The sequence below is a fragment of the Hominibacterium faecale genome (assembly GCF_020734085.1).
Classification (GTDB): domain Bacteria; phylum Bacillota; class Clostridia; order Peptostreptococcales; family Anaerovoracaceae; genus Hominibacterium; species Hominibacterium faecale.
The window spans coordinates 316894-333207 of the sequence record NZ_JAJAGH010000006.1; the positions used below are offsets into that span (position 1 = coordinate 316894).

A 16314-nucleotide genomic window follows, 5' to 3' on the forward strand; every position below is an offset into this window, starting at 1 on the left:
ACAAAAACTGCAATACAGTATAGCAAAATTTAGGGTTTATAGCAAATGCTTCTTCGAAAAAAGAATGGATATTACCGAAAAAGAATACACAGGCAACGCGAACTATAGATATTTGCCATTTCGTCCTCTATTGTTTATTCCCAAAAATAATTGTCAATGAGCCTGGTCTTTCCCACCCTGACGGCTGCCGCGATCAGCAGCGGCTTTTTCAAAACTTTCACCGGCTGGAGAAGCTCGCCGTCCACCAGCTCAATATAATCGATCTCTGCAAGAGGCTCTTTCTCAATCCGGCTTACCAGTTCCTTTTTCAGCTCGCCTGCATCCCGCTGCCCCTGTGAAATGGCTTCTTTCGCATATTCCAAAGTCCTGTGGATCACAGCCGCCGCCTTCCGTTCTTCTGGCGACAGGTATGTATTGCGTGAGCTTTTCGCCAGACCATCCGCTTCTCTCACAGTGGGGCAGCCTATCACTTGCAGGTCAAAATCCAGATCCTGCACCATTTTCTTTATTACCGCCAGCTGCTGGGCATCCTTTTGTCCAAAGTATGCTCTGTCCGGCGTCGTGATATGAAACAACTTGCTGACCACGGTGCAGACGCCTCGAAAATGTCCCGGGCGATCGCTGCCGCAGAGTCCCTCCGTAATCCGATCCACATTTACATAGGAAAAGAAGTCCGCCGGATACATCTCTTGGGGGCAGGGGTGAAAAATCAGATCTGCCCCTGCTTTTCGGCAGATGGAGCAATCCCGCTCAAAATCGCGTGGATAATCTTCCAAATCCTCATTCTTTCCAAACTGCATGGGATTGACAAACACACTGACCACAGTTTTGTCGTTTTCAGCGGCAGATTTTAATATTAGGCTTTCATGGCCTTCATGGAGGAAGCCCATGGTCGGAACAAGGCCTACCGAAAGCCCTTGTTTTTTCCATTTTTTTACAATCTTACGAGTTTCTTGTTTTGTCTCTGCAATCTTCATCTTGTGCTCCTAATACAAATGATCGATGACTTCATCGTCCATCTTAAAAGTATGTTCTTTTGCAGGGAAGCTGCCTTCCTGAACCTCTTTGATATAATCCTGGAATGCGCCTCCTACGATTTCACCTACATTGGCGAATTTCTTAACGAATTTGGGCGTGAAATCACTGAAGAGGCCCAGCATATCCTGATATACCAAAACTTGTCCATCGCATCCTGCTCCGGCGCCGATGCCGATGGTGGGTATGGACAGCTCTTGGGAAATTTTGGATGCTAGCTTTTCCGGAACACATTCCAGAACAACCGCAAAGGCGCCGGCTTTTTCTACGGCTCTTGCCTCATCCAGCAGCTTTTGTGCTGCTTCTTGGTTTTTCCCCTGTACTTTAAATCCGCCAAAGGCATTGACTGACTGCGGGGTCAGGCCGATATGCGCCACAACCGGAATTGATGCGCTGACAATGGCTTTGATCTGTTCGGTCACTTCAAAACCGCCTTCCAGTTTTACCGCCTGGGCATGGCCTTCTTTAATTAGACGGCCGGCATTAACAACCGCATCATAAACGGAAGTCTGATAGGACATGAAAGGCATGTCAGCTACCACCAGCGCATTGGCAGCGCCCCTGGAAACAGCCGCAGTATGGTGAATCATATCCTCCATGGTTACAGGCAGCGTATCTTCATATCCCAGACAAACCATGCCCACTGAGTCCCCCACCAGGATGGAATTCACGCCTACTTCATCCATCAGTTTGGCGAAGGAGTAATCATAGGCGGTTAACATGGTCAGTTTTGTTTTTTCTTCTTTTGCTTTCTTAAAGGTAACGGTTGTGTTTTTCATTGGTCTTTTTCCTCCAGTATCAATTTTAATTTGGAATAATCTCTTGTTGGATTTTTTTTCTGTGCGATCTGGATCAATCGCAGGGATAAAAGCCGATAAATCGTTTGTTCCTCCCCGTTAAGCTGGTCGATATGGGCTTTCACGGTATTGCAGTCACAGCGTTCCACCGGGCCGGTCAGAGCCTCCATCGGCCCTTTTTCACAGATGTTTTTCATATTTCCCAGCATAAGGGGTGTCAGCATGGATAATGCTCCCTCCTGGGAAAATCCGCAGTCTGTGAGAGCGTCCACAGCAATTTGAGCCAGCCCCGCCACCAGGTTGCTGGCACAGGACGCCGCCATATGGTATTTCTTCTTACTGGCCGGAGCGATTACTGCCGTTGGGTTTCCCTTTTTCTCCAGCATGCCTTTTACGAGCCCCACCGCCTGATCGTCGCCGTCCAGGGTAAAAAAAGCGCCGGTGAGATCGGTGTCTTTGCTGCTGATGGCCTGCATGGGATGGGCTGCGCAGACGAAAACGCCCCGCTCTTTGGCTCCGCAGAAAATCTGTGATGAAAGGGAACCGCTCACATGGCAGAAAATTTTCCCTTTCAGCCCAACCGAGCCTTTGTCCTCCAAATGTTTAATCCCTTCCCATACCTGTTCAATCACGCTATCAGGAGTTGTTACAAAGATCATATCACTTTCTTGTACAACCTCTTCTAAGTTAAAAAAAACGGCTGATCTGGTATAATCTGCCGCCTGTCTTGAATGTTCCGGAGTTTTGCTGTAAAAACCGCAGATCGTCGTCTGCGAACCCGCAAGGTACCGGGAAAGACTGCATCCGGCCTTCCCGGCTCCGATAAATCCTGTTTTCATGCTACCACCTCCTGTAATTGGATGTGATATCATCTTTCAAGTCCCATTCGCGCAATGGATATAGGCTTCGATTAAAATATGAAGTTGTGCCGTGATGCGGTTTTCTGCATCACGCTTTTCTATATGCCAGCCAATAGGCCAGCGCAACAAATACTCCACCCCCTGCCAAATTTCCCAGGGTGACGGGTATTAAGTTGTCTATGAGAAATCCGCTCCAGGTAAGGCCGGAAAGGGCCTCCTGCGAGACTCCCGACAAAGCGGCGAAATGGTCGCTTCCTTTGGCCAGGATCCCTGCGGGAATAAAATACATATTGGCGATGCTGTGTTCAAAGCCGGAAGTAACAAAGAGCCAGATGGGGAAAAACATTCCTGCGATCTTCCCGCCTGTGCCGGATGCTCCGAAAGAAATCCAAACAGCCAGGCACACCAGCCAGTTGCACAGAATTCCCAGCACAAAAGCCGGTCCAAAATCCAGTCCCGTTTTCGTCGCTGCGGTCTTTACCGTCAACGCTCCCAAAAGACCGGCTCCGCTTTCCAGCTGTCCGCTGTAATAGATCATTCCTGCGATCATCAGCGAACCCAGCAGATTGGCTATGTAAACAATGCACCAGTTTCGCAGCATCTGCCCGATCCTCACTCTGCCATCCGCTGCCGCGGCAAGGATGAGGACGTTGCCGGTAAAAAGCTCTCCGCCTGCCAAAACCACCATGATTAGTCCTGCGGTAAACACGGCACCGGAAAGAGCTTTACCTAGCCCCAACGTATCGGGATCCATCAATAGGTTGAAGGCTGCCATATTGGAACCTGAAGCTGCCAGAGCAATAAAGGCTCCGGCCAGAATACCCAATATCGTCAGCTTGCCAAAACTTGCCTTCGATTTTGCAGCGCCTGTCTCAATGGCTACATCTAAAATTTCGTTCGGTTTCAAATGCTGCATGTAGTCATGACTCCTTCTATTTTTTGTCTACATGCATTTTATCAGGTAATGGCCTGAACCGCAATAATAAGTGCGATAATTACGCCCATAATCGCTTCGCCGCCCAAAAGCCCGGACGCGACAACAAGGCCCGTCCCTTCTTTCTCGATCTTTGGCAGTCCTTTGGTCACAATCAATCTGATTACGCCGCCGATCAAGGCTGTGGCGGACATGTAAAACGGAAGATACACCCCCAGTCCAAGGGTCATGACCGGAAAATTGAGAGAAGAAAGGATCACCGCGATCACAAGGCCGATCGCAAAAGCCGGTACATGGGAAATACCTCCCACCATGGCCGCCACCGCACCCGCTTGAGCTGCAGGAAACTCCTGACTTCCGAACACTTCTGGGCCGTAAGCTTTAACGATTACCATCAGTACGCCCACGGAAACCACGGTACCGATCATGCCTCCGATACATTCGCCGATCCACTGTGCCTTGGGATTGGTCCCAAGAATAGATCCGGCTTTAAAATCGTTCATCACATCGCCCACAAGCCCGCAGGCTACGGCTACGATCGCGGCTACAAAAAAAGCTTCTGTACCTTCTATGGACGAAACGGCTTTCGCTGCCAGTAAGACAATGATACCGAAGATTTCCATAGGATTGATCCCCGACTGGCCCACGCACTGGGCCGACATGGCCGTAGCAACCCAGACGCCAAGGATCGTTACTACAGACGCAAGCACGCCCATATCCAAAACGACTGTAAACAAAAATGCGAGAAGAATCATCAAAACAGGCGCCCATCTCATGGGAACGATCGCATCACCGGCACTGTCTTTTTTGAACATTCCGCCGAAGATCTCTTTCGCCTTTGGTAGAATGCCTTTGACAATGATGCCGATTCCGGTTCCCACCATCATGCCGATCCCCAGAGAAGACTTGATGGTCAATGCCTGCGCCTGATCCCAAAATCCCAGCTCAGTCCCGCCGAAAAGCACGCCGAAGTCGCCGATGAGAGCGCCCAAAAACCACACACCAATAAAGACCGGTCCCAGCAGATATCCCACCGATATAAGCATAGGCGAAATCCAAATGCCGCAGGCGGATCCGTACAGAGCCATTCTGCCATTGAGCAAAACAGCTGGTATTTTCTGCATCCAATCTCTTACGAAGGTGAATGCCGCCGCCACTCCCATGGAAACGAATAAGGTAATGGCTTTCTTTCCGCCCCGGTCACCGATTTTCAGTGTTTCTGCCGCGGCTTCTCCCATAGGATATGGAAGCTTTTTTGTTTCAATAAAATACTTGCGGATAAGTGCTGTGAAAATCAATCCCAGGCAGACGCCGCCAAAGGTGAGGAGCAGTAGCTTCCACATGCTGACCTGCGCCTGCGGGTTTAAGATGAAAATTCCTGGAAGAGTGAACGCCAGGCCTCCTGCTACCATCGCACCCGCTGACATGATGGTATGGGTTACATTGATTTCCCTCAGATTGGTATTGCCTATGGCTTTTAATCCGAACATGGAAACCAGAGCCACAAAGATAATGGGCCATGGAAGGGAGCTGAGTTTGAGGGCGACGAACATGGAGCTTGTGGTGATGATGATTGCGCCCGCGGCTCCGATAGCAATGCCCCGCGCTGTCAGCTGGTTTTTCATGGTTATTCTCCTTCTTATATGTAAATGTAGATTGTGTTTCAAAAACAAAAGAATCCCGACATGCCGTCGAGACTATAATTCACACCCTATCTGCGATAGGGGGGTGCCCTGTTTCCGCCTCTGCCTTCCGTTCGAAGACGGCTTGACATCCGCTGACAAAAACACCGGGCTCCCAATGTCAATACGTAGGTTGAATTATAATATCTCAACGAACACTTCAGGATTTAATACTATTGTATGCTTTTTCTGTTCAAATAAACATCAATGGTCTTGCCAAATCCAGGTATGCGTCCTAAGATGCAATTACTCTGTTTTGATCCCTGCTGTAGCTGCCTCTATTATAACAAATGGCACTTAGTTCTTCAAGGTCAACTCGGCATTTAACGGGAATCGGTTCAACGTAATTAATTATACGAGTATGTTCGATGGATTGCAAGGGGTTTTCGAATTTTATCATCCAAACAATTTTGCATATTCCGATTTTGCAGAGGCCACTGAAAAAGTCGAAACCAAGCCCCCACCAATCATTTCGCGCATAGCGGATTAAAAAATCAGTCCACCATGCTATGCAAAAGTCCTCTCGCAACCCCATGAAACCATTTAAATTTCAACGGTTTTGTGATAGAATGAATGGATAGAAAGCGAGGAAGAAGAACATGTTGCGAACAGAGAAACAACTCACCTTTTCGAACTACCCGGGACTTTATGACGTGGTGGTACCCGCCGATCATAGTTTGCGAAAAATCAAGGAGGAAATCGACTTCAGCTTTGTGAACGCCTTGCTGGAGGATTCCTATTGCAAGAATTTTGGTCGGCCGGCAAAAGAGCCCGAGATGCTGTTCAAGTTCCTCTTTTTGAAGCACATGTATGCGCTTTCCGATGAGAAGGTAACCGACCAGGCCTCCTACAATATGGCATTTAAATATTTTCTCGATTTGCATCCGGAAGACCCCATCATTCACTCCAGTTTACTGACCAAATTTCGTAAAAATCGAATGACCGAAGCGCTTTTGGAGAAGATGTTGGCGGAAACGGTCCGACAGGCCATGGAGAAAGGATTGATCGAATCCAAGGCGATCATCCTTGATTCCACGCACAGCCACAGCAAAGGCAAGGCGGAAACGCCAACCGAAAAGCTAAAGAAAATGAGCAAGGCGCTTCGGCGAACGATCTACCAACATCAAAAGGAACTGGCGGAAGTCTTTCCGGAGAAGCCCAAAGCGGATTGTTCTCTGGAAGAAGAAATTGCTTATTGCAAATCACTGCTGTTTTCTTTGGACGAAAAGGTGGAACATGAGCGCGTTAAGAAGCGATTCGAGAAAGTAAAGCGACAATTGGAAAAGGTTGGGGTGCTGGAAACGAACGGCGAACAAGTGGAAGGAACCGAAGATACCACGGAAGCGACCGTTGGACACAAGTCACAAGACGAAGCCTTCTTTGGTTTTAAAAACCATATTGCCATCAACGATGAGCGACTGATTACCGGACTAACGGTAACAACGGGCAGACATGGGGATACCGACCAACTGGAAGCGCTGGCGAAGCAGTCGATGAGCAATGGACAGCCGGTGGAAGAGATTTTAGGGGACACGGCATATCCCAGTCTGGATAATCTGATCTATTGTGAAACAAACGGGATAAAATTGATCGCGAACTTGCACCCCATCATTAGCGATGGAATGCCCAAAGACCCGGAATTCAGTTTCAACAAAGACAGTGGCATGCTGCAGTGTCCGGAAGGGCATTTGGCTTTGTCCTGCCAACCCTCGATCGTCAAGCGAAAAACAAAGAAGGGTGAACATGAGAGCCTATGCTACAAATATTATTTCAGTATCAAAAAGTGTAAGAAATGCCCACGAAACGGAACCTGCTATAACGGGGGGAACTACAAATACTGCTCAATCACGGTACGGAGCGAAACGCATAAAAAACAATCTGAGTTTGAAAAAAGCGAGTATTTTCAAACTCGTCGGTGCGATCGATACAAGATTGAAGCAAAGAACGCGGAATTGAAACAATCCCATGGATTAGCCCGGTGCAGCTACACAGGGCTCGTTGGCATGAAGCTTCAAAGTTACTTTATCGCCTTTGTGGCAAACGCGAAGCGAATCGTGAAGCTGCAAGAGATAAAAAAGGGCGGCGATGGTAAGGATTCCTGTTTGTTAACGATCAGAGACGCGGTAAAAGCGGGATTAGAGACTGTTTTCATCCTCCAAACCGCTTAAAAAGAATGTTATGGACGGTACTGGAAACCAATCCCACTTTCACGCCGTTTATCCCCTCTTTTTCAGTGGCCTCATTTTGCATTGGCAATGTGATAAATAAGGATCTTATCCTTCATCGGCCCTTCTCCGCAGCTTTTTTCTTGCATCTGCAATGCTGATACCAGCTGAGCCGTTCATTCTTTCCTGCTCTGCCTGTAACACTTTTTCCCGCAGCTTTAACAACTGCTCTCTTTTTTCAAAAGCATCTATGCTCATCAGAACCATATCGCCTTCCCCATTTTTGTAATATAAATCGGCTCTTTGCTTTCATGTGCTAAAAGAGAAATTTTACTGTACTCATTCCGCAAAGCAGTTGATGGTTTTATAATCATATCCAAGCCTCCTGTGCATTTTCTTTTCTACAAAAAACCTCCTTGCCCGATACAATTCCTATCAAGCAAAGAGGCGAACTAAGCGGTATTCTTCAAAACGCCCGCATATGCGGCGTAATTAATCTTCCAGCTCAACCGTGCAGTTGTGATAAACCTTCTGCACATCGTCGTTATCTTCCAGCATCTCGATCATCTTTTTCAGGTTCTTGATGTCGTGCTCTTCTGTCGGCGTGGCCTCTACAGACGGCAGATACTCAATATCCGCGTCTACGAACTCGTATCCGGCGGCTTTCAACGCGTCGCTGACATCGTTAAAATCATTAGGAGCTGTCAGAATTTCATAGCAGTCGTCGTATGTAACCATATCGTCCATACCAGCTTCAAGAGCAGCCTCCATCAGAACATCTTCATCAATTTCATCGGTTTTTTCGATTACGATTACGCCTTTTTGGTCAAACATATAGGACACACATCCCGGAGCGCCCAAGTTGCCGCCGAATTTATCAAAGGCATGCTTCATGGCTGCGGTTGTCCGATTCTTGTTGTCAGTCAAAACATCCACGATCACCGCTACGCCAGCGGCCCCGTATCCTTCAAATCTGCCGTTTTCATAAGTCTCTCCAGCCAGTTCGCCGGTTCCTTTCTTAATGGCTCTTTTAATATTATCGTTAGGCATATTAATACTTTTTGCCTTATCAATCGCATGCTTTAAAGCGACGTTATAGTCCGGATCGCCTCCGTTCTTTGCCGCCACTGTGATCGCTCTTGCATATTTTGTAAAAACTGCAGCTCGTTTCGAATCCTGTTTTTCTTTTCTTCCTGCAATTGTACCGTGTCTTCCCATCAAGACACCTCCTTCGTATATTATTAACTTATATAGTATAACGTAGAATGGCCTATTTTTCAATAGTCTTTTCAATTCCGGCTCAGTCGCCGCGCATGATCATTTTAAAAAGAGGCTGCATAAGAGCATGCAGGCGCCCATATACAGCCTCTTGATCCGCTTTATTATTTTGCAGTTTCTTCCAGCTCCTCAAAGCCACCATTTCCCGTTTTTTCCATATTTTTATATGCGGTAGCCATCATCAACTTAATACGATTCAACTGGTTAACATCGCTGGCACCCGGATCATAGTCAATGGCAGCAATGTTTGCCAATGGATTGCGCTTGCGCATGGCCTTCATCATACCTTTTCCTGTTACATGGTTGGGCAGGCAGGCAAAGGGCTGCATACAAACGATGTTTTCCACGCCGCTGTCGATCAAATCGACCATTTCGCCGGTCAGCAGCCAGCCTTCTCCGCATTGATTGCCCAGAGAAATGATTTCGCTGGCTTTTGCTGCTATATCTTCAATATGCATCGGCTCCTCAAAACGCACGCTGGCGCGCAGGGCCTCCCGAGCCGGCTTACGGAAGTACTCGATTGCTTTTATGGCACCAGCATTAAAGAGCATGGACTTATAGGTTCCCGACAAATGTTCAAAATTAAATTTCTTACTATACATTCCATAGAGGAAAAAGTCAACCAAATCGAGAACAACTGCTTCGCCGCCTTCCCGCTCAATCGTACCCACAATGTCGTTATTTGCGTTGGGGTGGTATTTCACCAAAATCTCCCCCACTACTCCAACCTTGGGTTTTTTAACATCACGGAGCGGCAGTGCGTCAAAGTCCTTAACAATTTCTTTTACAAATTTTTTGAATTTATGCACGCTTCCGGTATAGATGGTTCGTCTGGCCAATCTGGACCACTTTTCAAAGAGAGCGTTAGCCGAACCGAGCTCTTCTTCATAAGGCCTGGTGGCATACAGCACCCGCATGAACACATCCCCGTAAACCATGGCCATCAACATACGTTTAATCAGTCCGGCGCTCAGCTTAAAGCCGGGATTGGATTCCAGCCCGGCCATATTAACTGAAACCACCGGAATTTGTTCCATATCCATATCCTTCAAAGCCTTTCGCAGCAAGGACACATAATTGCTGGCTCTGCAGCCTCCTCCGGTCTGGCTCATGAAGACCGCGGTCCGATCCAGATCCACCGCTCCCGATTTGAGATAAGAGATAATCTGCCCCAAGGTCACGATCGTTGGATAGCAGGCATCGTTATTTATGTATTTCAGACCTTCATCCACTGCGTTTTTATCAACGGTGGGAAGCAGAACCGCATTATATCCTGCCTTCTTAAGCGCAGTTTCCATAAATTGAAAATGCATCGGTGACATCTCCGGTATGAGCAGCGTGTAATCCTTTCGCATTTCCTTTGTAAAATATTTACGTTTATACGGCTCTCTGTTTTCAATATGCTGAATGTTATTCTTTTCCCGCTCATCCATAGCCGCTTTCAACGAACGGATTCGAATTCTGGCAGCCCCCAGGTTAGAACCCTCATCAATCTTCAGTACCGTGTAAAGTTTGTTGTTTTTCTTTGTAATTTCTTCCACTTGATCGGTGGTTACGGCATCCAGACCGCATCCGAAAGAGTTCAGCTGCACCAGCTCCACATCATCGGTGGTTCCGACAAAAGTTGCCGCTTTATACAGACGGGAATGATACATCCACTGGTCCAGTACTCGCAGCGGCCGGGCCAGTTTGCCCAGATGGGCAATGGAGTCCTCTGTTACGACAACCATATCAAAGGAGCTGATAATCTGATCAATTCCATGATTGATTTCAGGGTCCAAGTGATATGGACGTCCGGCCAGAACAATGGCTTTCTTCTTATGGTCTCTGGCGTATTTCAAAGAATATTCGCCTTTTTTCTTCAGGTCGTCGCGGAATCGCTTATCCTCCTGGCGGCCCCGCTTCACAGCGTATTCCACATGGGTTCTAGTAACGCCGCTCCGTTTTAGGACTTTATACATTTCTCTTGCCAGAAATTCATCGTTATCATAGGGAATGAACGGATGGGAGAAAGTAACGCCGTTTTCCTCGAACACATCGTCCATGTTCCCGGCTATTACTTCCGGGTAAGTCGCTACAATTGGGCAATTATAGTGGTTGGGCGCTGTTGGGTCTTCTATGTGCTCATAGTTGATACTGGGGTAAAAAATCCATTTCACCCCTTGATCCACCAGCCATTTGATATGCCCGTGAACCAGTTTTGCCGGATAGCAAGCCGTATCGGAAGAAATGGTTTCCATACCGCTTTCATACAATTCTTTGCTGGACGGAGGAGACAGCTGCACCCGAAATCCCAGTTCCGTAAAAAATACAAACCAGAAGGGATAGTTCTCATACATATTCAAAACCCTCGGAATGCCGATGGTGCCTCTGGTAGAATCTTCTTCTGTCAGCGGCGTATAGCTGAACAGCCGTTTAAACTTATATTCATACAAATTGGGCAGTTTGTTTTCCTCGTTGGTCTTGCCCTCGCCTTTTTCACAGCGGTTTCCGGTGATAAAACGGCTTCCGTCGTTGAATTTATTGATTGTCAGCAGACAATTGTTCTCGCAGCCTTTGCATCGGGTGTGGGTATTTTCTACGGTAAACGAATCCATTTCATCCATTTTGAGAATAGACGATTCCGTATCCTTAACATAATTTTCCCTAGCGATGACCGCTGCACCGTATGCGCCCATGATCCCCGAAATATCTGGACGCACCACATCTTTACCGATAATCTTTTCGATACTGCGAAGTACTGCATCGTTTAAGAAGGTGCCTCCTTGAACGACAATTTTCTGCCCTGCATCTTCCGGATTTCGCAGTTTTATCACTTTATATAAAGCATTTTTAATCACACTGTAGGAAAGGCCGGCGGATATATCTCCAATGGTAGCACCTTCCTTTTGTGCCTGTTTTACTTTCGAATTCATAAAGACCGTGCAGCGAGTCCCCAGATCAACCGGAGCCTTGGCAAACAGAGCTTCTCTGGCAAAGGTCTGTACATCCATATTTACTGATTTGGCATACGTTTCGATGAAGGAGCCGCACCCTGATGAACAGGCTTCATTGAGCATGATATTGTAAATGGCATTATCTTTGATCTTCATGCATTTCATATCCTGGCCGCCGATATCGAGAATAAACTCAACGCCCGGAAGAAATTCCTCCGCACCCTTATAATGGGCCATGGTCTCAATTTCACCCAAGTCAACCTTAAAGGCCGCCTTGATCAGGCCTTCCCCGTATCCGGTAACCGTGGAGTTGGCAATGAACGCATCCTTGGGTATCATGGCGTACAACTCCTTGAGCATCATCATAACGGCTTCAATGGGCTTTCCCTCATTATTTTTGTAGAAGGAATAGAGCAGGTGCTTTTCGTTGTCAATGAGCGCCGCCTTGGTAGTCGTAGAGCCGGCGTCAATTCCAAGGAACAGTTTGCCCCTGGCCTTTTTGATGTCTTTTCGTTTGATGGTATCCTTGCGATGACGGTTTACAAACTCTTCATACTCGCCGTGATTCTGAAACAAGGGTTCAATATGACGGGTATCGGACAGTTCTGACTGATCAGCTTTCTCAATCCGTTCTACGATCCCAGTCAGGGGGGCTTCCTCATATTTGTCTGCCGTCATAGCAGCACCAATGGCTACAAAATATTTGGAGTTTTCAGGAAAAATCACATCTTCTTCCGAAAGATCCAGCGTTTCGATGAAACGGCGTCTCAACTCAGACAAGAAAGAAAGCGGTCCGCCTAGGAATGCTACCTTGCCTTTGATCGTCCGCCCACAGGCCAATCCACTGATCGTTTGATTGACCACTGCCTGAAAAATCGAAGCAGACAAGTCCTCAATACCAGCCCCTTCATTAATTAGCGGCTGAATATCTGTTTTCGCAAATACGCCGCAGCGGGCGGCGATAGGATAGATCATCTTCTGGCTCTTTGCAGCTTCGTTAAGTCCAGAAGCATCTGTATTGAGAAGCACGGCCATCTGATCGATAAAGGCTCCCGTGCCGCCGGCGCAAGTTCCATTCATACGCTGCTCAATCGTCTGACCATAAAATGTAATTTTCGCATCTTCCCCGCCCAGCTCAATTGCTACGTCTGTCTGGGGAATCAGGGTCTCCACTGCCCTGCTGCAAGTTACAACTTCCTGCTCAAACGGAATCTGCAGCAGCTGGGATAGAGAAAGGCCGCCCGAGCCAGTTATAACAGAACTTACCACTGCCTGAGGATACTGGTCGTGGAGGTCCTGCAGCAGCTGGACAACCGTTTCGAATACATTGGACATATGCCGCTCATAGCGGCTGTATATAATTGTTCCGCTTTCATCCAGCAGAACTAACTTTACTGTTGTTGATCCTACATCTATACCTAATCTCATAATTACCTCATTACACATGAAACTATTTTAGGGTATCATAGCCTGTATGCATTGCCGCAGCAGGTTTCTCACAAATTTTTTATATTTGCTGCAGCATAAAACAATGCGTCTATTATAGCATAAAAACCTACGGAAGTCCCTACAATTTCGTCAAAAACTACTTATATATATACCCGTTCTTTCAGCAATAAAACAAATTAATCAAGATTGAGGTCTATTATAGCACAGGCTTTTTCATTTATGTTATACTAATTTTTGAGAATAACGAAGGAGTTTTGTATGAAAAGCACAATACGAAAAAGTACCTATCAGGCTATTTACCGGCTGCTGGACCGGGTTTCTCCCATTGAATCGGACTGCGGAAAGCTATGCGGCGCTGCCTGCTGCACCTGCGGCGGAGACAGCGATGATGATGATTTTAAGCTGGGAATTTATTTGCTTCCCGGGGAAGAAAAGTTATTCACACAGCAGGAAAACTGGCTTAAATGGTCGGAAGAACTGGCTGAAGACTTTGATTTCCCCGACTCCTGGTTTGGCAAAATCTATTTTATACGTTGTAAAACGCCGCCACTATGCCCCAGGAAACATAGACCGCTCCAATGCCGTTTTTTCCCCCTGGCACCCCACTTAAAAAAAGGAAGGCTGCACTTGATTTTATCTACAGTGCCCCTTCCCTATTCCTGCCCTTTGATTGAGAAGGAGATCGTCCTCAGCCATTCTTTTATCCAGGCTACTTATACAGTCTGGACGCATTTGATTGAGGATCCTCTCATATATGATCTGGTACGTATGGATTCCGAGGACCGGGAAGCTGACGGCGTCCCCATTAAAATTCTACGTTGAGGATGCGGGCGATTCGTTCGCATCCAGTCTGGCAATATCTTTTTTGAAAATATGGCGCATGGCGATAATACTGAAGACAATTCCCATTACTTCTGCGATGGGAAAAGCGTACCATACCATTCCCAATCCTCCTAATCTGGCCAGCAGCCACGCCAGGGGCAGAATTCCAATCATCTGGCGGATCAGCGATGCCCAAAGGCTCATGACGCCGTGCCCCGTGGCCTGGAAAAAGGACGATGCCAGGATACCAAAGGAGGCGGGAATAAAACAGAGACTGATGGTCCGCAGCGCCGGAATCCCGATTTGATACATACCTTCGGAGGCATTGAAAAGACTTAAAAACTGACGCGGGAACAGCTGAAATAGAATCAAGCCCACAGTCATAATCACAAATGCTATCAAAAAGGCCACTTTAAATGCCTTTGTCAGACGTTCTTTGTCCCTGGCTCCGTAGTTGTACCCCATTACCGGCAAAGCACCTTGGTTGAGGCCGAACACCGGCATGAAGATAAAGGATTGCAATCTTCCATAGACACCATTTACAGCAACTGCCGTTTCAGAAAGACCTGCCAAAATAGCGTTGAGCCCAAATTGGAGAATGGAAAGCATCGCCTGCATTAAAATAGCCGGAAGACCTACCGAATAAATATCCCGTATTACGTTTTTTTCCATCTTAAAGCCGCGAACTTTTACAACCACTTGATGGTCCTTTCTAAACAGAAGAATTTGTCCCAAGATCATGGAAAACAGTTGTCCGATGATCGTAGCTACCGCTGCGCCGGTAACACCCATTTGGGGGAATGGGCCGATTCCAAAGATCAAAATCGGATCCAGAACAATGTTCGTTGCGGCTCCTACTATGCTGCAAAGCATTGGAAAGAGCATATTTCCAGTTGCCTGAAGAATCTTCTCGGTTGTAACTTGTACCAATACAAAAATCGAACCAATTGTAATGATACGCATGTAGTCAATCCCGTTCTCCACAATATAGGGCGTATCGGAAAGAAAATTCATGTAAATGTTGGAAAAAATGATTCCGATTAAGGCAAATCCAATCCAATTGAAAAAGGACAGCCGGTAACCGCAGCTTGCCGCCATATTGGCTTCTTCAAAGCGTTTGGCTCCCAATCTTCTGGAGATGAGAGAATTGATGCCGACGCCGGTACCGACGCCAACTGCGATAAGCAGCATCTGCACAGGAAAGATGTAGGTAACCGCAGACAAAGCCTGCTCACTGATCATCGACACAAAGATACTGTCGACAATGTTATAAAGCGCCTGAATCAACATGGATAAAATAGCTGGCCAGGACATAGTCGCAATCAATTTTCCGATCGGCATAGTGCCCATCTTGTTTCCCTGAATCTGTTCACTCATAAAAAATACCTCCTTATCACAAGGAGATATTATATTACGATTTGAAACAAAATTCAACAAAGTTTCCTGTTTATTTGTATAAAAAACCTTTACAGATTTCTAAAAATTCCAAAGGCCAGCAGAAATGCGACCATTATCCAGCATCCCCGCTGCTGCCACTTGCTCAGCTGCAAACCGCCCAGACGTATGTACCGCAGACTGAGCGAGATCAACAGATACGCAAGAAAGGGGAGGCAAAGAAAAACTGCTGGATTCCAGGAAAATGCGGCGGCAAAATCAAAGCGCAAAAGGGCAAGACACATCCGTGATACTCCGCAGCCTGGGCATTTAAGGCCCGTGGCCTGATTAAAAATACAAGGCAGCCACCACCCCCAGTGAACAGCTCCGTATGCAAAGATTAGGCCTGCCGAAAGGAGGCTTCCCCAGATCAAAGCAACTTTTCTGCAGCGTTTTCTGCCAGACTCCATCATGCTAATAAATCGGGTGAATTTTATTCATCTCGTTTTGGGATAAGGCCAGCACAATGATGTTAAATCCGAACAATTCCAGGATCAAGTACAGCACATTGCTGTCATGGCCGGTAACGATGCCCCTTTCCGATTTGATCGTATCCAGTTTTTCCCCCATTTTAAACGCCCAATAGATACCATAGATGTTGCAGGTGATCAGGCTGAGCAAAAAACAGGCGATACCGGACATATCCGCAGCGTATTCCGGCTTTTCCCGATTCACCTCGTCAGTCAGCACAACAAACCAATAGATCGAATAAATGCCGCAGGTTACAATCGATAATACAATCGATAAAGCTATGTTTCTGTTCATTTCTGTTTCTATCCCTTCTTTTACTTACTAATCCTATGATACGTTCCAATTATAGATTGATGCCAGTTCTTATGCAAGAAAAATCAGGAATTATTAATAATAATGTCATAATTACGTCTTTCACCAGTCGAAAGCGGCAGGCTTTTTACCATTTTAT

At 46.8% G+C, this 16314-nt stretch carries 13 protein-coding genes and 1 other RNA gene; 2 read left to right on the forward strand and 12 right to left on the reverse strand.

The genetic code is table 11. The features are described from left to right. Positions 1–134: 134 nt before the first annotated feature. From panC to ssrS, 6 genes are all read right to left on the reverse strand, one after another. Positions 135–977: a pantoate--beta-alanine ligase gene (panC, locus tag LG211_RS09365; RefSeq protein WP_269477374.1), complete on the reverse strand. Its 843-nt coding sequence runs from the start codon at positions 975–977 to the stop codon at positions 135–137. A 9-nt stretch (positions 978–986) separates the two neighbouring features. After that, the gene (panB, locus tag LG211_RS09370; RefSeq protein WP_269477375.1) at positions 987–1814 is read right to left on the reverse strand and encodes a 3-methyl-2-oxobutanoate hydroxymethyltransferase; all 828 of its coding nucleotides are present in this window, start codon (positions 1812–1814) and stop codon (positions 987–989) included. After that, complete coding sequence (locus LG211_RS09375) at positions 1811–2671, reverse strand: Rossmann-like and DUF2520 domain-containing protein (RefSeq protein ID WP_253019662.1); 861 nt, start codon at positions 2669–2671, stop codon at positions 1811–1813. The genes panB and LG211_RS09375 overlap by 4 nt, the downstream gene beginning before the upstream one ends. Positions 2672–2780: 109 nt before the next feature. After that, positions 2781–3608 (reverse strand): formate/nitrite transporter family protein, encoded by an 828-nt coding sequence (locus LG211_RS09380; RefSeq protein ID WP_148395102.1) that lies wholly within the window; start codon positions 3606–3608, stop codon positions 2781–2783. Between the two features lie 41 nt (positions 3609–3649). Further along, positions 3650–5251 (reverse strand): OPT/YSL family transporter, encoded by a 1602-nt coding sequence (locus LG211_RS09385; protein WP_269477376.1) that lies wholly within the window; start codon positions 5249–5251, stop codon positions 3650–3652. Between the two features lie 48 nt (positions 5252–5299). Continuing rightward, positions 5300–5478: non-coding RNA, 6S RNA (ssrS, locus tag LG211_RS09390), on the reverse strand. 429 nt (positions 5479–5907) lie between these two features. On the opposite strand from ssrS, the gene LG211_RS09395 reads away from it, so the two are divergent. Continuing rightward, entirely contained in the window at positions 5908–7476 is a 1569-nt protein-coding gene (locus tag LG211_RS09395; protein WP_269477377.1) for an IS1182 family transposase, read from the forward strand. Between the two features lie 105 nt (positions 7477–7581). Here the strand turns inward: LG211_RS09395 and LG211_RS20230 are convergent, their stop codons facing one another. From LG211_RS20230 to LG211_RS09410, 3 genes are all read right to left on the reverse strand, one after another. Beyond that, complete coding sequence (locus tag LG211_RS20230; RefSeq protein ID WP_465250793.1) at positions 7582–7740, reverse strand: hypothetical protein; 159 nt, start codon at positions 7738–7740, stop codon at positions 7582–7584. 225 nt (positions 7741–7965) lie between these two features. Continuing rightward, entirely contained in the window at positions 7966–8691 is a 726-nt protein-coding gene (locus tag LG211_RS09405) for a YebC/PmpR family DNA-binding transcriptional regulator (RefSeq protein WP_148395098.1), read from the reverse strand. Positions 8692–8855: 164 nt separating this feature from the next. Continuing rightward, complete coding sequence (locus LG211_RS09410) at positions 8856–13115, reverse strand: 2-hydroxyacyl-CoA dehydratase (RefSeq protein ID WP_269477378.1); 4260 nt, start codon at positions 13113–13115, stop codon at positions 8856–8858. A 279-nt stretch (positions 13116–13394) separates the two neighbouring features. Here LG211_RS09410 and LG211_RS09415 point away from each other — a divergent pair, with 279 nt between their 5' ends. Next, entirely contained in the window at positions 13395–13958 is a 564-nt protein-coding gene (locus LG211_RS09415) for a hypothetical protein (protein WP_227755197.1), read from the forward strand. Here the strand turns inward: LG211_RS09415 and LG211_RS09420 are convergent. From LG211_RS09420 to LG211_RS09425, 3 genes are all read right to left on the reverse strand, one after another. Next, a complete protein-coding gene (locus tag LG211_RS09420) occupies positions 13950–15335 on the reverse strand; it encodes an MATE family efflux transporter (protein WP_227755198.1) in 1386 nt (461 codons plus the stop codon). The genes LG211_RS09415 and LG211_RS09420 overlap by 9 nt on opposite strands. Before the next feature lie 89 nt (positions 15336–15424). Further along, positions 15425–15805, reverse strand: a complete 381-nt coding sequence (locus tag LG211_RS20125) for a DUF2752 domain-containing protein (RefSeq protein ID WP_417448595.1) — start codon at positions 15803–15805, stop codon at positions 15425–15427. Position 15806: 1 nt separating this feature from the next. Beyond that, positions 15807–16157 carry a DUF4234 domain-containing protein gene (locus LG211_RS09425; RefSeq protein WP_148395089.1) on the reverse strand — a complete coding sequence of 117 codons (351 nt, stop codon included), beginning with the start codon at positions 16155–16157 and terminating at the stop codon, positions 15807–15809. Between the last annotated feature and the right edge of the window lie 157 nt (positions 16158–16314).